At 49.0% G+C, this 24229-nt stretch carries 19 protein-coding genes; 4 read left to right on the top strand and 15 right to left on the bottom strand.

Annotated elements, in window-relative coordinates; translation table 11 throughout:
* Positions 1 to 132: 132 nt before the first annotated feature.
* Together FBF61_RS00310 and FBF61_RS00305 are read left to right on the top strand one after the other, a co-directional pair.
* Positions 133 to 2010, top strand: a complete 1878-nt coding sequence (locus FBF61_RS00310; protein ID WP_138475078.1) for a tetratricopeptide repeat-containing sensor histidine kinase — start codon at positions 133 to 135, stop codon at positions 2008 to 2010.
* A 148-nt stretch (positions 2011 to 2158) separates the two neighbouring features.
* Positions 2159 to 3148 (top strand): bestrophin family protein, encoded by a 990-nt coding sequence (locus tag FBF61_RS00305; protein WP_138475077.1) that lies wholly within the window; start codon positions 2159 to 2161, stop codon positions 3146 to 3148.
* Positions 3149 to 3343: 195 nt separating this feature from the next.
* Here the strand turns inward: FBF61_RS00305 and FBF61_RS00300 are convergent, their stop codons facing one another.
* Both FBF61_RS00300 and FBF61_RS00295 read right to left on the bottom strand, forming a co-directional pair.
* Entirely contained in the window at positions 3344 to 4966 is a 1623-nt protein-coding gene (locus tag FBF61_RS00300) for a serine hydrolase domain-containing protein (protein WP_166444390.1), read from the bottom strand.
* Positions 4967 to 4985: 19 nt separating this feature from the next.
* Positions 4986 to 5339 carry a hypothetical protein gene (locus FBF61_RS00295; protein WP_138475075.1) on the bottom strand — a complete coding sequence of 118 codons (354 nt, stop codon included), beginning with the start codon at positions 5337 to 5339 and terminating at the stop codon, positions 4986 to 4988.
* A 204-nt stretch (positions 5340 to 5543) separates the two neighbouring features.
* On the opposite strand from FBF61_RS00295, the gene FBF61_RS34975 reads away from it, so the two are divergent.
* On the top strand, positions 5544 to 6350 hold the full coding sequence (locus FBF61_RS34975; protein WP_229214860.1) for an SRPBCC family protein: 807 nt from the start codon (positions 5544 to 5546) through the stop codon (positions 6348 to 6350).
* Between the two features lie 271 nt (positions 6351 to 6621).
* Here FBF61_RS34975 and FBF61_RS00285 read toward each other — a convergent pair whose 3' ends face one another.
* The 13 genes from FBF61_RS00285 to FBF61_RS00225 all read right to left on the bottom strand — a co-directional run bounded on the left by FBF61_RS00285 (position 6622) and on the right by FBF61_RS00225 (position 23007).
* Positions 6622 to 7431, bottom strand: a complete 810-nt coding sequence (locus tag FBF61_RS00285; protein WP_229214859.1) for a pseudouridylate synthase — start codon at positions 7429 to 7431, stop codon at positions 6622 to 6624.
* 119 nt (positions 7432 to 7550) lie between these two features.
* A complete protein-coding gene (locus FBF61_RS00280; RefSeq protein WP_138475073.1) occupies positions 7551 to 8021 on the bottom strand; it encodes a helix-turn-helix transcriptional regulator in 471 nt (156 codons plus the stop codon).
* A complete protein-coding gene (locus FBF61_RS00275; protein ID WP_138475071.1) occupies positions 8022 to 8531 on the bottom strand; it encodes a hypothetical protein in 510 nt (169 codons plus the stop codon).
* A gap of 183 nt (positions 8532 to 8714) precedes the next feature.
* Positions 8715 to 9590, bottom strand: coding sequence for an SMP-30/gluconolactonase/LRE family protein (locus tag FBF61_RS00270; RefSeq protein ID WP_138475070.1), 876 nt, complete (start codon positions 9588 to 9590; stop codon positions 8715 to 8717).
* Positions 9587 to 11158, bottom strand: coding sequence for an SLC5 family protein (locus FBF61_RS00265; protein WP_205748206.1), 1572 nt, complete (start codon positions 11156 to 11158; stop codon positions 9587 to 9589). Before FBF61_RS00265 ends, FBF61_RS00270 begins: the two co-directional genes overlap by 4 nt.
* A gap of 1 nt (position 11159) precedes the next feature.
* Positions 11160 to 12539 (bottom strand): neutral/alkaline non-lysosomal ceramidase N-terminal domain-containing protein, encoded by a 1380-nt coding sequence (locus FBF61_RS00260; protein ID WP_138475068.1) that lies wholly within the window; start codon positions 12537 to 12539, stop codon positions 11160 to 11162.
* Positions 12536 to 13306, bottom strand: coding sequence for an SDR family NAD(P)-dependent oxidoreductase (locus tag FBF61_RS00255; protein ID WP_138475066.1), 771 nt, complete (start codon positions 13304 to 13306; stop codon positions 12536 to 12538). The genes FBF61_RS00260 and FBF61_RS00255 overlap by 4 nt, the downstream gene beginning before the upstream one ends.
* A 21-nt stretch (positions 13307 to 13327) precedes the next feature.
* Positions 13328 to 14506, bottom strand: coding sequence for a galactonate dehydratase (gene dgoD / locus FBF61_RS00250; protein ID WP_138475065.1), 1179 nt, complete (start codon positions 14504 to 14506; stop codon positions 13328 to 13330).
* A gap of 44 nt (positions 14507 to 14550) precedes the next feature.
* Positions 14551 to 15894, bottom strand: a complete 1344-nt coding sequence (locus FBF61_RS00245; RefSeq protein ID WP_138475063.1) for an aspartate aminotransferase family protein — start codon at positions 15892 to 15894, stop codon at positions 14551 to 14553.
* Positions 15895 to 15953: 59 nt separating this feature from the next.
* Positions 15954 to 17162: a Gfo/Idh/MocA family protein gene (locus tag FBF61_RS00240; RefSeq protein ID WP_138475062.1), complete on the bottom strand. Its 1209-nt coding sequence runs from the start codon at positions 17160 to 17162 to the stop codon at positions 15954 to 15956.
* 16 nt (positions 17163 to 17178) lie between these two features.
* Positions 17179 to 18966 (bottom strand): RagB/SusD family nutrient uptake outer membrane protein, encoded by a 1788-nt coding sequence (locus FBF61_RS00235; protein ID WP_138475060.1) that lies wholly within the window; start codon positions 18964 to 18966, stop codon positions 17179 to 17181.
* Between the two features lie 20 nt (positions 18967 to 18986).
* On the bottom strand, positions 18987 to 22160 hold the full coding sequence (locus tag FBF61_RS00230; RefSeq protein ID WP_138475058.1) for a SusC/RagA family TonB-linked outer membrane protein: 3174 nt from the start codon (positions 22158 to 22160) through the stop codon (positions 18987 to 18989).
* A gap of 205 nt (positions 22161 to 22365) precedes the next feature.
* Positions 22366 to 23007, bottom strand: a complete 642-nt coding sequence (locus FBF61_RS00225) for a GntR family transcriptional regulator (protein WP_138475056.1) — start codon at positions 23005 to 23007, stop codon at positions 22366 to 22368.
* A gap of 174 nt (positions 23008 to 23181) precedes the next feature.
* Here FBF61_RS00225 and FBF61_RS00220 point away from each other — a divergent pair, with 174 nt between their 5' ends.
* A complete protein-coding gene (locus tag FBF61_RS00220; protein ID WP_138475055.1) occupies positions 23182 to 24165 on the top strand; it encodes an FAD:protein FMN transferase in 984 nt (327 codons plus the stop codon).
* The last annotated feature ends 64 nt before the right edge of the window (positions 24166 to 24229 follow it).

Below are 24229 nucleotides of genomic sequence, written 5' to 3'. Positions count from 1 at the left end.
CTTTTTTTTACCTGACCGGGAATGACCTTTGTATATAATTTGATTTCATCATAGTGGCATTCATAAGAACTTCGTTGTTTTTAATCTGATAATTTTGTAATATTTATTCTATACATTTTGTGAGTACTTTAAATGCAACCCATAACATTTTTTAAAACCACTGCGCTATTCCTGATGATTTTGACGGGATGCCCGGCTTTCGGGCAGGTGGATAAGATCCGGGAGCTGGAAAAAAGCCTCCCGGCGATCAAAGACAGTATTCAATATGTGGACGCGATCAACAAAATTTCCCTGCTTTTTTATGAACGAAACGTAGACAGCACATTCTACTACTCCCTTCGCGCCCGCGAGATTGCACAGAGGATGCAGTATGCAAAAGGAATTGCGGACGCAACGAATAATCTGGGTATCGTATTCGATATCAAAGGAAATATCCAGCTCGCATTGCGGTATTATAACGATGCGTACAATCAGTACCGGGCAATCGGCGACTCGTCAAACATAACCCAGACACTGATGAATATCGCTTCCGTTTATAGCGTGAACGGCAAACACGATAAAGCGCTGGCCAATTTTGAGCAGGCCATGTCGCTGGGAAACCGTATTTCTCATGATTCGATCACGGCCCTCGTGATATATAATTACATTCTGATGTATCCGCAGAAATTCAGTGATGCGGAAAAGGAACGGTACATTGAAAGGGCAGGAAGCATCGCGAGGAAATACAAGGATTCGCTGATGGAGCTCGCATTACAGCAGGTCAAAGCGGATAAACTTATAGCCGACGGTCACCAGGCAAAAGGTGTCGCATTGCTTGAAGGTACCCTGGCCAGCGCGTTGGATATGGAGCTGTACTATCTGAGTATGGACATTTTGATTGAGCTTGGCACCATCTATCTCAAAAAAGACCCTGAAAAAGGACTTGGACTTTACACCAAGGCACTGACGATCAGCGAGCAAAAGGGGTATCGGTTGTATGCCATCGATATTTGTAAAAAACTATATGATTATTACGCCCAAAGAGGCGAAAACGTAGCCGCTTTTGTGTACACACGCAAACTGGTACGGCTGTATGAACAGCAGGCGGAGATCGATAACAGCTCCGGAATCGATTACATCGAGTATGCTGTGAAAGATGAACAACTTAAGTCTGAAAAAGCAAAGTCGGCGTACAATTCTAACCTGTTATGGCTGGCAACGGCTGTTTGTTTCCTGACCATTCTGAGCGTTATTTTTCTTTTGAAAAACTGGATTATGAGCAGGAAGACCAATGATGTGCTCAAAATGCAATTTCGCCAGCTTGAATCAACAAGCGAGGCGCTCGAACAGACCAACCAGAATTATGCAAAACTGATCAAAGTGGTAGCGCACGACCTCAGAAACCCTATCGGCGCGATCAACAGCCTGAGCAGGTTGCTGCTGGAAGACGATGTCTCTCAGGAAGAAACCAGGGAATTTTTACAGCTCATCAATGATTCGAGCAATAGCTGTATCAATCTAATCACGGATTTACTGGAAACGAATTTTAATTTAAAGGAATCCGAACTTCAGAAAGAGCAGATCAGCCTGCCTCCATTTTTACAGCAAACCGTGAAACTGCTGACTTTCAGGGCCAAGGAAAAAGATCAGGAGCTGGTATTGAAAGAGCCGTTGAACAAATCGGCCCTTGCCGACCGGGATAAACTATTGCGGGTTCTCAATAACCTGATTATCAATGCGATCAAGTTCACGCCAATCGGAGGGAGGATCGAGATCAGTACGCAGCGCTCTCCGGAGGGGATCATTATTTCGGTTAAAGACAATGGTATAGGAATACCCAAAGAAGCCGCAGCCAAAATATTTGACCCTTTTACGTCGTCCAAACGTGAGGGCACATCGGGGGAGCAACCTTTCGGGCTCGGTCTGTATATTGCCAGGCAGATTGTCGATGCCCATCAGGGGCGGATCTGGTTTGACAGCGAGCCGGGAAAAGGAACGACATTTTCAGTCCTCCTGCCCGATATGGTTTAGACAAAGCTGTTTACTTTCAGAAAAATATTTTACTAAAAATCTGAAAAAAAGGGCGTGTAACGTCTTCAAATTCCTATTTTGTGAATGTAAATGTTCTTACGGCCCGAATCCGGTTTATTCAGTATATAAAAATTACCGAGCAACTATTATGTATGTCAACCGCTACCTTTCACCCCTGATTGTCTACTATTATTCCTGGCGGATGGTGCTTTTTTCATTGTTCACCGGTTCATTGTCCATTTTCGTGTACGATTATCTCGACTGGAAATGGGTGGCGATTCCCTGGCTGCCGGTGTCGCTGGTGGGTACGGCCACTGCATTTTTTGTGGGTTTCAAAAACAACCAGTCCTACGACCGGAGCTGGGAGGCGCGCAAGGTTTGGGGGGCTATTACCAATCACAGCCGGTCGTTCGGTGCGGCGGTGCGGGCATTTGCTGCTGGCGGGACCACACCGGTCAGCCCGGAGGTGCGTGTTATTGTTTACCGGCACATTGCGTGGCTCTATGCACTCCGCAATTCGATGGCTCAGCGCACCAGCTGGGAGCATAAGGACAAAGCAAGCAACCGGCAGCGGGAAGCGCTGCATCGGGCAAAGGAGATCTGTGAGACTGAAATAGCTAAACATTTACCGGAAACCGAACTCGCGGAGCTGAAAACCAAGTCCAATATGGCGACCCAGATTCTCGACCGGCAGTCGCAGGATTTGAATCTGCTGAGGCAAAACGGTAAGATCGACGCTTACCAGCATGTTGCTTTACAGGATCTTATCTCAAAACTTTATGACGAGCAAGGAAAGAGCGAGCGGATCAAAAACACACCTTTTCCCCGCCAGTACGCGACCACTTCCAACCTTTTCATTTTCGTTTTCATGACATTGCTGCCCTTCGGGTTGTTACCGCAGTTTCTGGATCTGGGCGAAAAATACATGTTCCTGCTGATCCCTTTCAACCTCATCGTTTCCTGGGTTTTTATGTTCATGGAATACGTCGGCGACATCAGCGAAAACCCATTCGAGGGCCTGCTTAACGACGTTCCTCTGGGAAGCATCGTCCGCAACATTGAGATCGATATCAAAGACATGCTGGGTGACGAAGAAATCCCCGAGCGCAGGAAGCCGTATCTGGGCGTATTGTTTTGAAATGCGCGGGGCTATTCCAGTAATTTGTCCAGCCTGGTTTTAATTAGGCTGCCCGAGGAAGGCTGCGGAGCCTGGGAATCGATGATGGTCCCGTCTTGGCCGATCAAAAGATAGGTCGGGAAACCGCCGATTTTTAGTTTACTTTCTAAAAGTTCCGATTGGTCTTTGTCAAAAAAGTAATTATATGAATGAGATTTATCTCCGCTCAAACAAAACCCGCAACGAACGCTGCGTACTCACTTCCATTGCTGAAACTTTCTTCTGTTTGTTCCTTTTAAAAACGATGTCAGCCTTCAGATCGGGAACGAGGAAGCCATCGGTGCGGTAGCTTTCCATCGAATACGCGGGGCCGGATGCCAGATTTGCAGTGAGCTTTCCGTTTGTGTTTTTTATTTCGATCCATGCATTTGCTTCTTCGGAATAGTACTTGGATGCATATTCCTGGGGGCTGGCCGGGGTGGGGGTATCGGTAATTTGGTACAACATCGGTTCCGAAGAAGGAGGTGTTACGATCAGTTCTCCGTTACCGCCGAAATACAATGCAATGCTGTGGAATTTGAACCGGTTTTCTCCCAGCGGTTTCAGGGGCGTTCCTGACAACAGAAGTCCTTCCGGGCCCGAAGTTATTTCAACGTCCCGCCCGCTGTGCCCGCTTTTGTAAAGGCCCGTGAATTGTTTTAGTTTTTCCGGGCTGATCTGAACGGTTTTTTCTGCGTCCGGTTTGGGTGAATTGTCCGACGGCCCAGACAGTAATTGAAAAACCTCCATGGCAGGGTCCCTGCCTGCGGTATCCAGCATCGAAGTATTGCTGAGCCAGGCGACAGAGAGCCGAAGGTCGGGTGAGCATACGAGTTTGGCGCGGTATCCGGCGGTTGCGCCTCCATGGTGAAACACACGTTTTGTATTGTTTTCAACAAAGAGTCCGGCTGCGTAATTGTTCAAAAGACCGTTACTGAGCGTATCGAGCCCGGTTTGTTTTGCAAGCAGCGCCTTGCCGCCAAGTTTTCCGCTCAGGTAAAATTCATTCCATTTCAGAAGATCTTCCGCCGTGGTCAGCAAGCCGCCGGGGCCATGGATCGCGTTGTCCGGCATCAGTGACCGGAATTCAGCATTTTTCACTTCATAGGCCTGGCTTCGCATCGGTATTACTTCACCGAAGGCGTCGCGCCAGCGCGTATGTGTCATTCCTGCCCGCTCGAAAATGTGTTTTTTTGTAAACGCTGCAAAGGTGACGCCGCTTACTTTTTCTGTGATCAGTGCAAGGAGAATATAATTGGAGTTGCTGTACCTGAAAATCGTCCCGGGCAGGTTATTGAGGCTTTTCTGGCGGCAGATGATCGCCAGCACCGCCGGGTTATCCGGGACGTTCAGAGCCAGAGGCCAGCCGGCCAGCTCGGCGATATCGCTCCATTCCCGCAGTCCGCTGGTGTGATGGATAAGGTGCCTGATCAGGATCCGGTGGCCATAAGATGGCAGTGTGGGAATGTATTTGGCAACATCGTCGTCCAGCGACAATTTCCCCTGCTTTTCGAGCAACAGAATGGCGGCGGCGGTAAACTGCTTGGATACCGAACCCGCTTCTATGAGGGTTTCGGTCATGAGGGGTACCTTGTTTTCAATGTCTGCCAGGCCCCAGTATTTGGAATAAATCACCCGCCCATCCAAACTGACCGCCAACTGACCACCCGGCTTATCGGTATTGTAAAAGTTTACGATGCTGTCAATTTTCTCTTCAGTACCATCGGCAGTCTTGGGCGGACACGGGTACATGGGCAATAGCATAGGTAACGACAGCAATATGGCGAACGCCCTCAGCATTATCATATCTGCTTTTTCATTAAAAAACCTTTTCTGCGCTGATGATTTTAAACTGGTCGGGCAAATAAATACTTGAATAAGAAGGAGTATCTCCGCATCCCCGTTTCAATTCCGCACTGATCAGGTAATCTGGATTTGTAATTTCCGCAGTCTTCGTCCATGCCTCGTCCAGGGTACATGACCTCACTATTTCCTCATAAGGGGAGCCGGTTTCGCTGGTAAGCCGGAGTAAAAAATGGCTGTTGCCGAGATAGCTGGCCTGAACGTTTTCAACAACTTTTACAGAAGGTCCGTCACACCCACAGCCCGGGGTTTCTTTCTTTTGACAGGATAAAAAAATCAGGCAGAGTATACCAATTCGGATCACTTTCATGGCTTTGCAGTTTTTTGTTTTAATAATACAAATAATTTCAGTTGATGTAATTCAGGTGAATATAAAATTTGTAACCGTCGGAAGATAAAAGTGTAAGATTGTCCGGATCGGCCCGCTACAAAGTCCATTTAGCACCTCTTCCGGGGAGGATTAAGACAATACATTTGCATCATACAATCAATGGCCATCAAAAATCATCAAAAAATGACGACACAGGATTTCACCATTATCGTTTTGGTAGACCAAAGCCCCAAGGAAGTATTCGATGCCATCACCAACGTCCGAGGCTGGTGGTCTGAGGGAGTAAAAGGCGGTACAGCCAAGCTCAATGACGAGTTTACTTATAGTTACCATGACGTGCACAGGTGCAGAATGAAACTGATAGAAGTGGTACAGGATAAGAAAATGGTCTGGCTGGTTTTGGACAACTATTTTAATTTTACCAGCGACAAAAGTGAGTGGATAGGGACGAAGGTTAGTTTTGAGATCACTGAACAAAGTAATCAGACTGAGCTCAAATTTACCCACGAAGGCCTGGTTCCGGAATACGAATGCTATGGCGCCTGCGTAAACGGTTGGACACAGTACATCGAGCGCAGCCTTTTCAACCTGATAACGACAGGCAAAGGACTGCCGAACTCGGACACTGCCGCCTATACAGTTCATGAAGTGGCGGCGCGTTTCAGTGAGCTTGCGAGAGAGGAGAAGTGGTTCGAGATACAGGATGAGTTTTTTGAGAATGATGTAAAGAGTATTGAGCCGGAGAATTCCCCCTGGTTTCAAAATGCGGAAGGAAAAGCAGCAGTTCGCCGGAAAGGTGAAGATTTTGTAAAACGGATAGAGGCGGTACACCGGGCTTACACTACGGAGCCCGTCGTAGGCGGTAATCATTTTGCTGTCGGGAGGGAGGTAGATATAACGGTGAAGGATCTGGGTAGGATTCAATACAACCAGATCATGCTGTACGAGGTGAAAAACGGGAAAATCATTTCAGAACAATTCTTCTATTAGATTTTTTTCAGCTCGTCCCTGAATCGTTATTAGCATGATCTGGTGGGGCGCAACGAATCTGGTAAGAAGAAATAAGGAGGGAAATCCAATTTGGCGATTAAAAAATCCGATGCAACACCGGGCGGAGAGGCTGTTGCAAAACCAAGACGGAAATTCCGACCGGGGGTGAAAAATATCAGCTACTTCGCCCGCATCATTTATCTGGAATGGTTTTGCTTCCTCCCCGGCTCCGGACTTGAGCAGGGGAGGGCGAGGTGACTGGAATATCGGGTTATATTTCGCTGATCGGCTCAGCCTCCATTGCTATTCCTTCCAGCATGTGGGCTAGTATCGGCGCACATTTTTCGCGGCATGCAGGATAAAATTGGCCATGTTTCCAAAAGTCCGATTTCGGAGACAGTCCCCACCAGAATTCCGCCAGTGCGAGCGGTTTCATCTTGTGCCCGAAAGCATACTGAAGCAATTTGGGCGCAGCACATTCACCGGCGCCTGCGGGCGGATTTTTGTAAGCGGCGTCGGCAAAAATCTCCCGTAAACTTCTCCTGTCGCCGGTCTGGTTCAGAAAATGATATTGGTCGAAAATCTTGTTCTGCAAAGAAACGGAGTGCTTTTTTCGCAATACTTTCAGATCCCGGAGCTGTATTTCCTGGTCTTCCCCTTTGTTCTCCACGAGTGTTTTGATCTCCTCATTAATCCTCGAAAGCTCTGTCATCCCGGCATTCAGAAAACCACCTTTGGTGACCCCGTCGAAGATGGGCGGCACAAATTTGGCGTGGTGGTTTCCGCCGGCGAGTTTCCCCGAAAACGCCGCAAGGTACCCTACTTCGTTAGTTTCGGTCTCTACCACCAGCACACCAAACATTTTACCGATGACGTTTCCCGGCTCATTGGATAAGCCAAAGTTATGCTGCCAGTCACGCTGGTTTTCAAGGTGCAATTGCAGCATTTCAGCCGCTCGTACGCTGAGTGGATGCGGATTGTTACCAAAAGGGAAAGTGAATTTATCGGGTAAAGGATAATCATTTGCGGATCCTTCAAAAGGCGTGAAGAAAACGTCGGCTGGTAAAATGGGGGATTTCAACAAAAGCGATATGAATACTTCTTAGCAATGGTGCTGTTGGATATTGTATCGTATCCGGGTGCAAAAGTAGGCAATTGCCGGCAGATTCATGTATTTGTCATCATTCTCAGCCCGGAACCTCAGCCCCTGGACAATAAATTCCGATAATCGTATTTCCGGTAATCCTTTGCCTTCGCCTGTTCGTTTCTGATTTCAATCAGCTCATTCTTAACCTCTATCCTGAACCAGAATTCCGGATCAATGTGCGAAAATGAGCTTAGTTTGAGGACAAGGTCGGCATTGAGTTTTCTTTCTCCGACCAGATATTTATGCAGGTTACTATCCTTCATTTCAAACAAATTGGCCAGTGTTTTCTGTGTGATATTTAATATTTTGAGATACATTTTGACAAAATCTATCAAACGCAGACGGTTGCTTGGATGCTCACTTTCGATGTAATCCTGCATGAGGTATTTAACCGCAAGTAACTCGTTTCGAAGCTTTTGCTCGTCCGTTTGCTTCGCCGACTCCGATGCAATAAATTCTTTCAGGCCCTTGGCTTTGCTCCTGGCCCAAATTTCTTCCGGTTCAATTTCTCTGGTCTTTTCCATTTATTCTGATTCAAGATATTGATTAATTAATCTTTCACCGGCTTCCGGCGATATTACCATCGTAGTTTCTCCCCATTTCAGGGCACCGTATTTCTGACAGTACATGCTCATCAGTTTAACCTTATCGTCCTTATACATTTCCAATACGTCGAATGCCAGCCAGCCTTTAAAATGGCCCTCGCCATGAATAAAACTAAGTCGGCAGGCAAAGGCGATCAGGCACCCGGCCACTTTGTCAAAACGCCTGCTAGCACCCTTGTTATGCGGCGCCGTTTCAATGTATGCCATATAGGGCTCACCTTTTTCCAACCTGAATATCAGGCAGCCTTCGATTTCCTGAGGCATTTCGTCGGTGATTAAAACAAAGGTTTCATTAAAGGTGCCCTTTGAATGTTTCTCAAAGTTAAACCGCCAGCCGTCACCCAGATTAGGAAGTGGAAGCCCGTTTGGTTTGATAATGTTTGATTCGACGCGCTGATTGTCTTTTAGCCTGATGATGTTGACTTTCATAAAAGCCTCTACGAAGATATGAAAAATTATACGATTTGTATAATCAAAAAGTATTTTTCATTCCGTTTTTCACTACAATGTGGGTAGTATTTAGCCGTCGGTTGATCTGAAGTATCTATCGGTAGAAGATGCGGTGCTTTTCTGGTTTTCGTGAAATAATAGGAAGATTCTTTGGGCTGCTGTTTACCCTGCAAACCTATCGGCACGGACCCCGCTGCATCGAATATCTCTCACGACAAACAACTTGCCTGCAAGCGGCTGGCTGTCAAGCTGTTTTCGGGTTAATCCGGCGCAGGCAGAAGTGACATAGAGTTCGTCCAGATTTTCGCCTCCGAATGTACATGAGGTGACCTGGGTTGCCGGAAAGTGTATTTCGTTCAGTATAAATCCGTTGGCGGGATTGCAGCGTATGACTTTGGACGCACCCCAGACAGCAATCCAAAGCATACCTTGGGAGTCGATTGTCATGCCGTCGGGGTAACCGGTAGCTTTGGGAATGTTCAGGATAATTTCCGGATTGCTGATTTCTCCGGTTGCGGTAGCATAGTCATAGCCCATCACATGCTGTGCAAGCGTATCGATATAATAAAATTTCCGGTGGTCGGGGCTCCATGCAAGGCCGTTTGAACAACCTATGTTGGCAAGCTTTATCGAAATGGAAAGATCTTTTTCAAGACAATACAATTTCCCACGTCCCGGCTCATTGTTCATAGACATGCTGCCTGCCCAAAACCTCCCGGCCGGATCACATTTGCCATCATTGAAACGATTGCCCGGCAAATGCACCTCAGGGTCGGAGATAAATTCACGGGTTTGAGTATTTATGTCAAACCTGAAAAAACCATCAGCAGCAGCGCCGATCAAACCACCGGATTTCCTCAGGGCAATGGCACCGATTTGTGTACCGGTTGGATAAATGCTGTGCTGACCGGTATCGGGAAAATAAGAATGGACTTCGCCTTCCGGAATGTCGACCCATAGAAGCCGTTGCGCTTTTGCGTCCCAAACCGGACTTTCACCCAGCGTGCATCTGTGACTGTTGACAACCTCCCAGTTCATGCGTAGCGCACATAAAAATAGAGTACAATGGCCGTGATGATCGCCCACCAGATGAACGGGTTCTTCAGGCCGCGCTGCTGTTCACGTTCTTCTGGCAATAGCGAAAGGCTTTCCTTGTTCCAGATCAGCCCGGCGAGTTCTGCTTCCGGTTTGGGTTTCGTGACCAGGCTTACCAGCACGCACATGGCCATACAAGTCCAGAAAACAATGCCGGTACGGTTAAAAAATGGCATTTGCGGGAATACGAATTCAATCAGGATTGATAGGGGAATAGTAAGGATACCAGCTGTCAGAGCGCCTTGCTGTGTAGTGCGTTTCCATAAAATCCCAAGCAAAAACATCGTCGCTATCCCGGGTGTGAACAGACCGTATGCATTCATCAGGTATATGAAAATGGGTTTGTCGGAGTAGCTCATCAGCACGCCTGTGCACAGAATACCGACGACAATGATCACGCCCCCGGAGATCCTGCCGAAACGTACGGCTTCGGCTTCGGTGGCATTTTTACTGAAATAAGGCAGGAAAACATCCACTGTCAGAATGGTCGTGCAGGAATTGATCGCGCCGGAAAGGTGCGACATTACTGCGGCTATCAGGCCGGCCATGACCAGCCCCACCAGCCCCGATGGTAGCAAGGTGCCGACCAGTGTCGGGAAAAGAAGGTCAGGATTGTCGAGGTGGGGAATAAGTTTCGGAGCAACCAGTGCCGGAACGGTAATGATCAGCGGCACGAGAAATTTGAGATAATCACCAAAAATAACGCCCATTCTCGCGTGCCATTCATTTTTTGCCGCAAGTACCCGCTGCACGATAAACTGGTTGGTAGCGCAGTAAAAGATACTGATACAAAGCGCCCCGCCCAGATACATGGTCCAGGGAAAATCGGGATCGCTGGCCGGGAGGATCAGCTCCCAGTCTTTGGATGTTTCCAATACTGATTCAATACCTCCGGCTGCTTTCACGGTTGCGACAGTAAGTATGATCCCGCCCATGACGAGAACGCCCAGTTGCAGCATTTCTGTCCAGATAACCGCCCTTAACCCTCCTGAAATCGTATAAACGCCGGTAAGCAGCGCCAGTACGAGCACACTGGCAAAAACAGGGATATTGAGCAGGCTGTGCAGCGACAATGCGCCCAGGTACAGCACCGCGCTGATCTCGACAAACACATAAGTCAGCAGGATGAGGCCTGCATAGGTGGTACGTGCAGCCGTTCCAAATCGTTTGTGGAGGAATTCAGGTATGGTGTAAAATCCGTTTCTGATATAAAAAGGGAGAAAGATCCAGAGCAAGGCATTGAAACCCATCAGAATAGCACCCCATTCCATAGCTATGACCACAAATCCCCGGCTGTACGCGGCACCCATAGCACCCACCAGATGATGGCTGCTGATATTGGAAGCAATGATACTGCCGCCAATCATCCACCAGGGCAGTTTGTCGCCGGCCAGAAAATAGTCTCTTTTGGTCTGTTTCCCTTTTCGGGACGCGTACAGGCCGAGTGCAAGCACACCGAGAATGTAAACGCCGAAAATGGTTGCGTCCAGCGCAGTCAGGTTCAGGTTCATTTTAAATCATTTTTTTTGCCGTTTCAACCGAAACTGCGATCAGCATTTCGAGCGAACCATGTTCGAAAGGGGTTTGCCACACTGCATACATATCTTTGTAATAATAATCCTGCGGAGGCAGATAACCTGCATAGCCGTTCACAATATTGATGACACCGACTGCATGAGGCGATAGCTTATCACGGAGTGTTTTTTGGAACAAAGAATAGGTTTCATTGGGCTGCCCGATCAGAAACGAATCACCCAGTTTCCAGACCCAGAGCGGCATTACGGAAGTTACCCCGTCGCCAACTGTTTTCCGGATTCCCCGTTTGCGCCAGAGTCTTTCTTTCAAAACATTATCCTCGCAAGCCGCCCATTCTTTTTCAATTTCGGCCAATGTCGGGAGCTGCTTCAAGGGAAATTCGACCCCGGTCATCTCTGCCGAGCAATGATTTGACGGTTCGTAGTCAGCCGTTTCCCAGATTCCGAGAGGCGCGCCGGATTCCACCGCACCTTTAAAAATCAACTGGCTTTTGGCTGGTGGCATGCCTTCGAGCGCCGACAATGCTGCATAACCGAGCTGCCGTCCGTAAGTATCCGCAATCGCCACATCGCCCACATATTGTTCCCTGGGGGCAAGCTCGCCGGAAGCTCCCTGCAAAAACAGGCATGGGGCATGTGTCTGGTTTTCAATAGTTTCCCGCATTGCACCAATGTAATCCGGTGAGATCAGTTGGTTGTCCCAGGCAAGCGTGGTGGGATGACAGGCATAATTCACGATTGTGCCTAATAGCTGATCTTGCGAGTTCGAAATCCGTCCCACGAGCAAAGTATCGTCAGCCTCTGCCGACGGATTGTATGCGACGAGCAGCCGTTCGCTGCCGTACTCAGGCAGGTCCCGGTTTGTAGCCAGGTCGCATTTTCCGTAGTTCCAGGTGATCGTAGCCGATGTGGCAGAGGAAAGTGCTTTTTTAATGGCTGCAATAGCCTTGTGTTGGATTTCTGTCAGGTATGGTTCGATAAATTGTCCGCCGGGCTTATTTTCATCCTCCCTGAAAAGGCTCGGCCCCGCATGCGTATGCGACAGGCAGAGCATCAATTGGGGAGATTCAATTTCCAATGCTTCCAATACGCCCTGGCGCAAAAAAAGCTCATCTTCCTTACTTTTCCACCAGCCCAGGTCCGCGCCGATCAGTACCAGCGGTTTTGCATCCCGTGACGATTGAAAAGTAGTGCAGGTGAGCATCAGCGGACGGTGCACACCTGCGGCTACCTCGTGGGTTGCGGCACCCCAATTACGTGCGTATATGCCTGATGGTGGTGTGATATCCGTTTGGGAAACACCGATAATACCGGAAAAAGAAGGGTTTTTGATAGCAGGATAAAATGGCTGGCTCATAGGGTCAGTAAGGAAAGTCCGCCATCCATTAATACTGTACTGCCGGTCATATGTACGTTTTCGGGGTGGCAGATGAGGACGATTTGCGCGGCCACTTCCTGCGGGCCGATCAGTTTCCGGACAGGTACTTTTTGTGCAGCGGTCTTTGCTTGTTCCGGGTTGCCTTTCCAGATGCTTGCGCTGAGCCCCGCTTCTACCCAACCGGGCGCAATTTCGTTGACCAGAATACCGTGCGGGGCCAGTTCCAGTGCCATGCATTTGCAAAGCATCCTTACACCTGCTTTTGACACACAATAAGCCGGTAACCCCGGATGTACAGCCTGTGCAGCCCAGCTCCCCACGAACACGACCCTGCCGGGCATCTGTTTTGCCAGAAGTCTGGCAGTAGCGTTTTGGGTCATAAAAAAAGCCCCGTCCAGGTTTACCCGCAGTTCCTGCGACCATTGTTCGGGAGTAAATTCATGAATGCTACCTATGGTGACGGTAGCCGCATTGGCAATAATGATGTCCGGTGTACCCAGTTCTTGCTCTACCGCGTCGATCCAGGAACTGACGGAAGCGGCATTGGAAACATCGGTCTGGTGGTAAATTGCCTCGATCCCAAAACCTCTCAGCTCTGTCAGAAACCCTTTCGCGGAAGTAGGCTCTTTGATATCCCCCAAAGCAATGGCGGCTCCCGACGCGGCAAATTTCAATGCCACCGCACGTCCGATATCACCGAGCCCGCCACTGATCAGGACTGTTTTTGTTCCAAAAATTTTATCCATCAAATCACTTTGCATATTAGATTACCAATCGCCGACGCTGCCGTCTTTGTAAAATGTCCTTTGCAATACTTCCTGCTGAAACGGATGTTTTTTAACCACCGATTCGTCAATGTCGATACCAAGTCCGGGACGGGTGTTCGGCCTTACGATACGGCCTTTTTCTTCCACCGTAAATCCTTCGCTCACTACCTCGGTACGCCAGGGCACATCGCTGTGTACACTTTCGCAAATTACGTAGGAAGGCGTTGCAAAACCGAATTCAATAGAAGCGGCGGTGCTCACGGGGCCTTGCGGGTTATGTGGCGCCACGGCAACTTTGTAGGCTTCGGCCAGGGCAGCAATGCGCCGCACTTCGCTCAGTCCGCCGCAGTGGGTAATGTCCGGCTGGATCACGCTCACAGCCCGGTGTTCGAGCATTTCCCGAAATGCGTGGATGCCGATCAGCCTTTCTCCGCTCGCTATGGGTGTTTTTACGGCACGTTGTATCAATGCAATATCCTCAATCGATTCGGGCCAGCAGGGTTCTTCAAAGAAATACAGGCCGTAAGGTTCCAATGCTTTTGCAAAAAGCATCCCCATCCTCGGGGAAGGGCGGGCGTGGCAGTCCACCATGATGTCGATGCTGTCGCCGACTGCGTCGCGCATCGCTTTTACACAGGCTTCGGCGTAGTAAACAGGCTGTAAACCTTCCAGTGGCATGGTTTCGGGCACGGCCATCGACTTGAACGCGGTGAAACCATCTTCAACTGCCTTTTGCGCCAACTCGCCGAAACGGCTGGCATCGTCGGGGCGGGTCTGGTAAAAATCCTCCATTTTCCCGCCGCCGAGGTGGCAGTACAGGCGGATGTAATCACGGACACGCCCTCCCCATAATTCATGGCAGGGTACCCCGTGGATTTTCCCGAGAATATCCCAGAGCGCAATGTCAATCCCGCTGATCGCCGTGCCGCGGACGATGCCGTTTCCATGCCAGAAATGTTGGCGGTACATCATTTGCCAGAGGTGCTCGATCCGTCGCGGGTCTTCACCGATCAGCAATTGCGAAAGATCTTCAATAGCACCCACCACCGAGCGGGTATGCCATTCGAGGGTAGCTTCTCCCCAGCCCCAGAGCCCGGGCTGGTCTGTTATGATTTTGACAAAGACCCAGTTCCGCATGCGGGCATGGCAAACCTGGGTTTCGATGGCAGTAATTTTCATTAAAAAAAATGGTGGTTTAGGATATAGCCGGAAGGTCAAAAAACTCAGGCTGGATAGTACTGCATACTCATTTCATTCACCACATCCTGCGTTTTTTCGAGGGTGATCTCGATATCTTTTTCGGTATGGGCAAAAGAAATGCTGCCCTGCTTGATGGGAAGCGGAAAATTGAATATGCCTTTTTCGATGAGTTTGATCCGGTAGTTTTTATCGAAGGCAAAGTCATGGTTTTTTACAATATCATGGAAATCAACAGGCGCGTGGTCCATGAAATACATGCAGTAGGCCGAACCCTGACGTGCCAGATAATAAGGTTTGTCAAGTGTCGAAAAAATGGTGTTCAGTCCGTCTTCAAGCATTTTCCCCAGCTTGTTAATGTGCTGGTATACCTGATGCTCCGGCGAAGAGAGTTTTTTAAGCGTGGCAATTGCGGCAACCGTAGTGAGCGGAAAAGCATTATAGGTTCCAGCGATCAATGCACGCTGATCTCGTTCGGGATGTACGAAATGGTCCATATATTTCTTTTTCCCGCCGATCACGCCCATAGGATAACCGTTGGCAACTGCTTTTCCAAATGTACTGAGGTCGGGCGTGACGCCGCTGATGCTCTGGTAGCCGCCTATTGCGTGACGAAAACCCGTTTTGACCTCATCAAAGATCAGGAGAAACCCGTTTTCATCGGCAAGCTGGCGGAGTCCTTCGAGGTAACCCGGCAATGGTTTTACGATACCAATGTTTTGCAGGATAGGTTCCAGGATCAGACAGGCAACGGGATATCTTTTAAGCACATACCTTACCGAATCAAGGTCATTGTAATTGATGATATGTACCAGGGATTTGTGCGCATCGGGAATTCCGGCCGACAGCGAGTCGAAAGGATACTCGCCCGGGCTTACCCTTTCTCCCACATCTGCCAGCGCGCTGATCACATTGCAGGCGACGTCGTTGTGCCAGCCGTTGTATCCGCCCTGCATCACTATGATATGGTCTTTCTTAGTAACGGTACGCGCAATCCGGATGGCGTGGTAAGTGGCCTCGGAGCCTGTTGTGGTGATCTGGATGCTGTCCACGGACGGAACGCTGCTGCAGAACAGCTCCGCAAATTTACCTTCCAGATCAGTGGGGCCTGCGCCCATCAAAACCATATCCTGTGAAAAAGACTCCTGCACGGCCTTGTTGATATCCGGATCGTTGTGGCCCAGAAAGGAAGCCGCAAACCCAGCCTGGTAATCAATGTATTCGTTGCCTTCCAGATCCCAAACCCGGCTTCCCCGGCCTTTTGTAAAACAAATATTCGGGTCGGATTTCCGGTTGAGCGAAACCACTCCGCCGGGAATCCATTTTTCATTATTTTTTAATAGTGCTTGTGACTTTGGCCAGACATTCATTGCCGAAAAATTATACGTATTGATATTAAAATTTTAAAAATGAGTCGATTAAAAACCAGTTAGTCGAAGCTCGGGATTTTCAGGTACTCCCCGTTTTTCAATGCCGACTCGTGTGCTATAATGCCCGGCGCGGTGTAAGCAAGCGCCTCACGGATATTTACGATCGGCTCGCGGTTGCTGATAATGGAATCGATGAATTCGTGGGTAATAAAAGTATGCGAACCTCCGTGGCCGCTGTCATGGCGCATGGGTGCGGGGAGCAGATCGGTTTTCCACCATACCGTTTCCTTGTAAATCTGCATTTCCGGTTCAGCTATGGAAAAGCCGCCATCGTCGGTGCCTTTTTTTTCTGTGGCTTCCACGATATGGGTTTCATTGTGTTTGTATTGGCTGTAATAGCTCATTTTATCGCCCCGCCACTCGCCCCGTTCGCAGCCTACCAAGGCACCTTTCCAGCAAACCTCCCCGATAAAGGAATTGCCCTGATTGGTCCTGAAAAAAGCTGCTTCGTTCCAGAATGGATTCTTATACGGGTTGCCTTTTAGCATAGGACTATCGTCGCCCCAGCCCTGGCAGGTTACATGGGTCAGCCGCTCGCCGGTCACAGCGATCAGGAAAGCCGTTACATGGGTAGGGTAGAGCATTGGCGGAAGGCCGTGCCGCCAGGTAGGTTTACCGTCTTTTTCAAAATACAACACTTCCAGCCCCGGATGGTAGTACTGGGCCGAGCTGCTGAAAATAGTACCGAACTTTCCTTCCTTGTAGAGTTTTTTGGCAGTGATCGTGTCTCCCCGGAATACGGAGGTTTCGGCCATCATATAGGTCAGCCCTGTGCTTTTTACCGTTTTATGTACCTCGTGGCACTCTTCGATCGTCAATGCAGCCGGCACGGCGCACAACACGTGCTTGCCCGCTTTCAGCGACTGGATCACATGCCTCGCATGGTCGGGAGCAGGTGTAAACAATGCCACAGCCTCGATCTTCGGGTCTTTCAGCAATTTTTCCAGCGACTCATAGCTTTTGGTACACTGATAGGTTTTCATGAGTGCGGCCCGCCGGTCTGGAAGCAGGTCACTGACTGCTTCCACGGTACAATTGGGGTGTTCATTAAAAAAGAAACCCAGTCCGAACCTTCCGCCAACTATCCCCACACGAAGTTTTCTCTCGGATTGGAAAGGTGCCGCAAACGCGAAGCGGGATGACAACGCCAGGCCGGTAGAGGCCGAAAGGGCAAGAAATTTGCGGCGGTTCAAAAGATTTTCACGCATAACAAAATTGAAAAGGTCAATAATTTGGATTCTGGGTCAGCACGGATTTGCCATCTACTACGCTCAAATCGATCTGAGCCTGCGGGATCGGGTAAATCTCGTTTTTCCCCTTTGTAAATTTAGCACCGTTCATATACACAAAGTTGTAGCCGGCGATTGTAGTTTCATGCTGAATATATGCATTTAAAACATTTGCCATATAGCCGGTGCCGTTATCCCAGCGGCGAAGGTCAAAAAACCGGTGGCCTTCCATAGCGAATTCGATCTTGCGTTCGAACCGTACGGCTTCGCGGGCGAAATCCTTTCCTTTGGCCGTAAATTCAGTGGTATACAAACCAACCTTGTAATTGGCGGCCGGCTCGGTGGAATAACCTTTAGAAGGATCGGCGTTGTCAATGTATTTTTTTGCCCAGCCGTTGGTATTCGCAGCCCGCGCCCTTACCATGTTCACGTATTTTTGCGCTTCTGTCAGCGAACCGATCTCTACTTCCACTTCCGCGGCCCACAGCAATATGTCGGCAAAACGGATCATTGTGTAATTATTGGAAGTATAGCGGCCGTTTCCGTAGGATGTGGTGGCTTTGTCAGCTTTATAATAAATCGCTTTGATAGGGCTGTAAGGTCCGGCCACTGCCTGCTGACGTATCCACGATTTGCCGGGGTGCAGTCCCCAGTCCAGATAAGGGATTCCTCTTCTGCCTACCGTATAGTCCAGTCGCGCGTCCAATGTTCCGGCATAGGGTGTAAACGGCGCATTGCTTTCAATGCCCAGGTCGTGGGTCACATCGGTATTGTTAAAAGTATCCAGTAGCGGCAACCCGGTAGCAGCATCCGTTTTGAACGAATTTACCAGACTGAACGAAGGCTGGTAAGCGCCGCAGCAGGTAGCCGGGCCGCCCATTGGAAAGTTCAGCGAAGCACCCATGTTTCCATGCTCGTAGATCGACGCATCGTTAACCGACATCTGTACGGCAAATACCGACTCGGGGCCGTTCTTTTTGATGGGGTTAAAATTGTCTGCGAAATTGACCAGTGCATATTTGGCGCCGGAGGATGTTACCCCGCTGGCGATGAGCTCTTCCAGCAGTGGTTTTGCCTCGGTATATTTATCCTGGAACATATAGGTTTTGGCAAGAAAAGCCTTGGCTGCCCAGCTGTTGCAGCGTCCCACTTCCGATTTGGTAGGGGTAAGGTTGGCAGCGGCAAAAGCAAAATCCGCTTCAATTTTAGGCCAGGCAGATACATTGTTGGGAACCTTCACATTACCATTGGCATAAGAAACCGTTTCGTCCACGAAAGGAATGTTTTCCCATAGTTTAGCGGCTTCGAGGTGGTAAATCCCTCTCAGGAAAGTTGCTTCCGCCCGGATCTGTTTTTCTTCTTCGGCGTTGATGGAACCATCTGTAACTTTGGCTAGTATACGCAGTACATCGTTCGCACGCTGTACACCGGCATACAACACCTGCCATTTCTGTGCGAAAGGCAGCATGCTGGCGTCGTAATTGTAACTTTCAACGGATGTCATCGGCGGTAATGCCCCGGCTTCGGTCCCGGTATGTGCGTCGTCGGAAACAACGCCCCCGAATATCCAGTTTTCAACACCCACAAAATAGTAGGTAGATCCCGGTACGCCCCAGCCGTCGAGGAGCGAGTATGCGCCCATCAGGAGTCCGTTTACACCAGCCTTTGTGGCGAGTGTGGTTTCGCTGGTAGTGCCAATCGCACCGATTTCCAGGAAGTCATTGTTGCAGGCATTGTTTGTGCCCAATATGATCAGTAAGCAGAAGGTTGCTAATTTCTTCATGACGATGGATGAATTTCTGTTTAGAAAGAAAGATTGAGGCCGATAATGAAATTTCTCTGGTTGTTGGGATAGTTCGCGAAGTCGATACCGAAATCGGAACTGTTGCCGCTCAGCTCAGGATCAAGCCCGGTGTATTTGGTGATGGTAAAAAGGTTGGCAGCCTGCAGATACAGTCTCAGCCTGTCCATTCCGATTTTTTTCAATACTACCGGCTTCACGGTGTAGCCCAGCACCAGCGAGCGCAGTTTCAGAAACGAGCCGTTTTCTATATAAAATGAATTCACTATACCCGACGAGCTGAAAGAGCCTGATGTCTCTACTTTCGGAATGTTCGTGTCCGTATTTTCAGGCGTCCATGCATTCAGCAGGTCATTGCTTTTGGCACCCACATAGGTACTGTAAAAATGAGTGTACGATTTCACAGTATTGAAAACCTCATTTCCCTGCGAACCGTAAAAGATAGCCGACAGGTCAAAATCCTTGTAGTTCAGTCCGAGGTTAAGGCCATAAGTAAAGTCGGGGTTTGGGTTTCCGATAAAAGTCCGGTCATCGGCATTGATCTTACCATCATTGTTGACATCCTGATATTTAAACCTTCCCGGCGCGGCATCAGACTGCGTAGGCGAACCGTTAATGTCCTCCTGGCTTTGGAAAAGCCCCACAATCTGGTACCCGAAGAAAGATCCTACCGGGTTGCCTTCCTTGTTTCTCACCATATTGCCCAGATCCTGTGAGTAGCCGGTGTCGAAGTAGCCCGGGTCGGGGATGTTTTGGATCGTGTTTTTATAAGTTGTAATGCTTGCGCCGAGGTTAAATTTGAGATCATCCGTCATGTTTCCGCGGTAGTTCACCGAGATATCCACCCCCTGGTTGCGAATGTCGCCAATGTTGATGGTAGGCGCCGTGGCAGCACCGGCAGTAGCGGGAAGCGGCTCTGCAAACAGCAAGCCTTCAATAGATTTCCGGTAATACTCCACAGACACGTCCAGTTTTCTGAACAAAGTCGCATCGAGCCCGATATTGCTGATAATGTTACGTTCCCAGCCGGTATTGCGGTTACCCAGGCTGGTCTGCATGAAACCTTGCGTGAGGCTGTTACCAGAGCCGGTAATGTTGTAGTATGCCCTGGCAAAAGTACCGCCGAAAAGATCGAAGGCATTGTTGGGATTGGCATTCGCCTGCGAGCCCAGCACCCCGTAACTCGCGCGCAGCTTCAGTTCATTCAGGAAATTAACATCCTTCATGAATTCCTCGGAGGAGATCCGCCAGCCCAGCGAAGCCGATGGGAACACCCCGTAGCGTTTGTTTGGCCCAAAACGGGAAGAACCGTCGCGGCGAACTGTGGCAGCCACCAGGTACTTGTCGTTAAATGCATAGTCCACACGTCCGAAAAGGGAGAACAGTGTGTTTTTGTAGGCGCTGCTGTTGTTGGCGATGTTGGCCGTACCGTTGTTCAGGATGAGGTAGTCAAAATCCGTCGAGAAAAAGTTGCTCGAAGACGCATTTACCGCACGGCCATAGTTTTTGATCGCTTCCGACCCGATCAATGCCTGGACCGAATGTTTTCCAAAGGTCTTGTTATAGGTGATCGTGTTGGTCCACATCAGGTTGCTGTTGAACAGGGGCGACTCGGTCAGGGAGTTCAGGTTCGTATTCCCTTCTGAATTAAAGTAAGGAGTGAAGGCAAAATTGACGTGGTATTGATTGTCGATAGTACCGCCCACGCTTGTTCTGGCAGTGAAATTCTTGAAAAGATCTACCTCTGCAAATACGTTCCCTACCACATTCCAGAAATTACTGCGGTTATTGATCAGGCTTTTCTGGGTTGCTACCGGATTGCTTCCGTTTCCGAGTTCCGGACCACCAAACGTTCCGCCCCAGTTGCCCATGATATCGTAAACAGGAATCAATGGCATCATGCGATAGGTTTGTGCGATGGCGTTGCCGGCAGAGCGGTTGTTAAAGGAAGGGTTTTGTTTGTAAAACATATAGGTATTCTGACCAATTCGCAGGTGTTTTCTGGGGTTGAATTGCGTATTGACCCGCAGGCTGTATCTTTTCAGATACGTTTCCATAAGCGTTCCCTGCTGATTGAGGTAGCCGAGTGAAACCATATAGTTCGATTTTTCACTGCCGCCGCTGATAGTCAGGTTATGGTTTGTCATGGCTGCTGGCCTGAATACCTCGTGAAACCAGTCCGTTCCTGATTTGTTTAATTTCTGTATCAGGTAATTGTTGGCAGGATTGGATGTGCTGAAATTATACTTCGAAGGGTCTACCGCAGCGTCTCCGGCCATTCCTGTTCCCGAGCCGCCCGGTCCTCTGTATACAAAATCAGGGATACCATTTCTGAAAAGACTGCTGTTTGGATTAGCTATTTTGGTAATGCGGGCAAAATTATCGGGATTAAGCAGATTGAAAACATTCCCCTGCAACGGCCTCTGGGTGCCATAATAGGCATCGTAGGAAATTACCGGCGTTCCGGCTTTGCCTTTTTTGGTGGTCACTACAATTACCCCGTTCGCGCCCCTTACACCATATATGGCCGCAGCGCCCGCATCTTTGAGCACCTGTACCGATTCAATATCATCCGAGCTGACATCGTTCAGGGAAGCCTGGATACCGTCTACGAGCACCAGCGGCTGGGTGTCGCCGAAAGAACTGATACCCCGGATAAATATGTTGCTGGGCGAACCCGGAGCTCCCGAGCTGATCACGTTCACCCCCGACGACTGTCCCTGCAATGCCTGAACTGCCGACCCGGATGGAATCGACTTCATTGCTTTGGTGTCCACGACAGATACTGAACCAGTTATGTCCCTTTTTCTTTGAGAGGAATAACCTGTTACCACAATTTCATTCAATGCCTGGGAATCGGTTACCAGTGCCACGTTGAGCACAGAGGATGAATTGACCGCAACATCCTGCCTGACGTATCCGATAAACGAAAATGTAAGCGTATCGGAAGGTGAGGCATCCAGGGCAAAATGTCCTTCGCTGTCGGTGGTGGTGCCCCGGCTCGAACCTTTTATAACGATGTTCACACCAGGCAGCAGTGCATTGGATGTTTTTTCGGTTACCGTACCTTCAACTTTTTGAACGCCCTGGGACGTGGCGTCAGGTGAAATACAGAAAGCAAACAACAACAGTAAGAGAGTGACCGAGCACAGTTTCGGAACGTAGTTTTTCTTCATTGGGCAGGAACATTAGGGTAGATTGAAAAAGTAGATATGGTATACAAATATATCAAAATTCTGTATACAAAAATTTTTTCTATCTAATTTTATCGAAAATGAAGAATGAAATATGGGCGGGTAGGCGAAACTCCGGAAGAATGATCGGTAAAAAGCAAAAAGCCACACTATCAGGTGGCTTTCTGCAATAGTAAAACGGGTGGCTCTACATAATATCTTCCAGAACTGCGGCTTCGCCTCTGAGCAGATGTTTGTTCAGAACGGACTCCGCCAGAGCCGGATCGTTGGCTTTGATGGCTTCCAGTATCTGCCGGTGTTCCATGTCTGTCAACTCGTAATCGTCCATGTGGGACTGTGTCTGGCCTAGTTTCTGGTGAAATAAAGGGATATTGCTGACCTGGTACAGCATCTTCAATTTTTCGTTTCCGGCGCTGTTGATCAGTGTTTCATGAAATTTGATATCGGCCTCGCAGGCCCCGCCCAGATAGCCCCGGTGTATCATGGACGTGAAATCGTCACATATTTCTTCCAGTTTGGCGATGCATTGCGGGTCTTGCAGCTGAAAGATGAGCCTCAATGCTCCGATTTCAAGTATTTGTCGCATCTGGCGTATTTCCTTTACATCGCGGGCGGTCATCGATTTGACAAAATAGCCGCCTTTTTCACCAAAAATGATCAGCTCTTCGCCCAGGAGACGGGTTAATGCTTCACGGACGGATATGCGGCTGACTTCCATTTTTTTTGCCCACACATCTTCTTTAAGCCTGCTCCCGGCAGTAAGTTGGTTGGACAGGATTTTTCGCCGGAGTTCTACATATACCTTGCTTGCCTGTGAATCGCTTTTCATTATGTATACAGAAAATATTAAATAACATAAACAGAATATAAAGTTAGTACTTTTTTGAACACGCTGGTATCCGTTAAGGTTTGCTGAAAGTGCGATACACTTTTTCCGGTTGGTTCAAACAATTACTTTTGAAGCTGCGGAGACTTTTTGCGTCCGGTACCGGTTACAATTTATATGAAAAAAATTCTGACGCTGTTTTTTGTTTTCATAGCATTGAGCGCACGTTCGCAGGTTTTGCGAAAGCGCACCACCATGCTCATGGGCGGTCGGTTTGATATCACGATCGTGGCGGCGGACTCTGCGGCGGCGGAAATGCATATTGATATAGTGATCCGCGAGATCACCAGGATCGAAAACCTGATCTCTGACTGGATACCGGCTACCCAGATTTCACAGGTGAATGCAAATGCAGGGATCCGGCCCGTACGGGTGGACAGGGAGGTTTTTGAGCTGACAGAAAGGGCTCTGGAACTTTCGCGCCTCACCGGCGGAGCTTTCGATATCAGTTTCGCGGCTATGGAGCGGATCTGGAAATTCGATGGTTCCATGACCACGATGCCTTCGCCGGAGTCGGTTAAGAGGTCTGTTGAAAAAGTGGGCTATAAGAACATTGTCCTCAATAAAAAAAACTCAACGGTTTTCCTCCGAATGAAAGGAATGAAAATCGGCTTCGGAGCTTTGGGTGAAGGGTACGCAGCGGATAAATGCCGGGATATGATGCTGGAAAGAGGTATTAAAGCAGGTATTGTCAATGGTTCCGGCGACATGAGTGTATGGGGGAAACAACCCGATGGAAGCGACTGGATCATCGGTATCAACGACCCTATGGATCCGGGCGATCTTTTCGCGGTATTGCCGGTTCGCGACGGAGCGGTGGTTACCTCCGGGGACTATGAGAAATTTGTGACGCTCAATGGCAAACGTTATTCACATATTATTAACCCTGCTACCGGTTATCCTGCAACCGGACTGACCAGCGTAACAGTTTTTGGTCCCAGCGCGGAACGGGCCAACGGTTTCAGTACTTCGCTGATGGTGATGGGAAAAGAAGCCGGTCTGCGTTTTATAAGCCGCTTTCCCGAGTTCAGCTGCCTGATGATCACGGATGACGGAAAAGTTTTTTCTTCTTCCAATCTGGATATTCCAGGGCGTCAGTAACAATCCATCAGAACCTGGCCGTTCTACTGGTATGATCGAACCGCCCGGTCTCAGGTTGTATAAA

Origin of the sequence: Dyadobacter bucti, assembly GCF_005869225.1 — a bacterium.
GTDB lineage: Bacteria > Bacteroidota > Bacteroidia > Cytophagales > Spirosomataceae > Dyadobacter > Dyadobacter bucti.
Note: the sequence above shows the minus strand (reverse complement) of the source record. Positions and strands in the feature narration are given on the sequence as shown.

Excerpts from the sequence above, each read along its gene's own strand:
- FBF61_RS00310 (WP_138475078.1), top strand. The coding sequence starts at position 133 with ATGCAACCCATAACATTTTTTAAAACCACTGCGCTATTCCTGATGATT.
- FBF61_RS00305 (WP_138475077.1), top strand. The coding sequence starts at position 2,159 with ATGTATGTCAACCGCTACCTTTCACCCCTGATTGTCTACTATTATTCC.
- FBF61_RS00300 (WP_166444390.1), bottom strand. The coding sequence starts at position 4,966 with ATGCTGAGGGCGTTCGCCATATTGCTGTCGTTACCTATGCTATTGCCC.
- FBF61_RS00295 (WP_138475075.1), bottom strand. The coding sequence starts at position 5,339 with ATGAAAGTGATCCGAATTGGTATACTCTGCCTGATTTTTTTATCCTGT.
- FBF61_RS34975 (WP_229214860.1), top strand. The coding sequence starts at position 5,544 with ATGACGACACAGGATTTCACCATTATCGTTTTGGTAGACCAAAGCCCC.
- FBF61_RS00280 (WP_138475073.1), bottom strand. The coding sequence starts at position 8,021 with ATGGAAAAGACCAGAGAAATTGAACCGGAAGAAATTTGGGCCAGGAGC.
- FBF61_RS00275 (WP_138475071.1), bottom strand. The coding sequence starts at position 8,531 with ATGAAAGTCAACATCATCAGGCTAAAAGACAATCAGCGCGTCGAATCA.
- FBF61_RS00270 (WP_138475070.1), bottom strand. The coding sequence starts at position 9,590 with ATGAACTGGGAGGTTGTCAACAGTCACAGATGCACGCTGGGTGAAAGT.
- FBF61_RS00265 (WP_205748206.1), bottom strand. The coding sequence starts at position 11,158 with ATGAACCTGAACCTGACTGCGCTGGACGCAACCATTTTCGGCGTTTAC.
- FBF61_RS00260 (WP_138475068.1), bottom strand. The coding sequence starts at position 12,539 with ATGAGCCAGCCATTTTATCCTGCTATCAAAAACCCTTCTTTTTCCGGT.
- FBF61_RS00255 (WP_138475066.1), bottom strand. The coding sequence starts at position 13,306 with ATGGATAAAATTTTTGGAACAAAAACAGTCCTGATCAGTGGCGGGCTC.
- dgoD (WP_138475065.1), bottom strand. The coding sequence starts at position 14,506 with ATGAAAATTACTGCCATCGAAACCCAGGTTTGCCATGCCCGCATGCGG.
- FBF61_RS00245 (WP_138475063.1), bottom strand. The coding sequence starts at position 15,894 with ATGAATGTCTGGCCAAAGTCACAAGCACTATTAAAAAATAATGAAAAA.
- FBF61_RS00240 (WP_138475062.1), bottom strand. The coding sequence starts at position 17,162 with ATGCGTGAAAATCTTTTGAACCGCCGCAAATTTCTTGCCCTTTCGGCC.
- FBF61_RS00235 (WP_138475060.1), bottom strand. The coding sequence starts at position 18,966 with ATGAAGAAATTAGCAACCTTCTGCTTACTGATCATATTGGGCACAAAC.
- FBF61_RS00230 (WP_138475058.1), bottom strand. The coding sequence starts at position 22,160 with ATGAAGAAAAACTACGTTCCGAAACTGTGCTCGGTCACTCTCTTACTG.
- FBF61_RS00225 (WP_138475056.1), bottom strand. The coding sequence starts at position 23,007 with ATGAAAAGCGATTCACAGGCAAGCAAGGTATATGTAGAACTCCGGCGA.
- FBF61_RS00220 (WP_138475055.1), top strand. The coding sequence starts at position 23,182 with ATGAAAAAAATTCTGACGCTGTTTTTTGTTTTCATAGCATTGAGCGCA.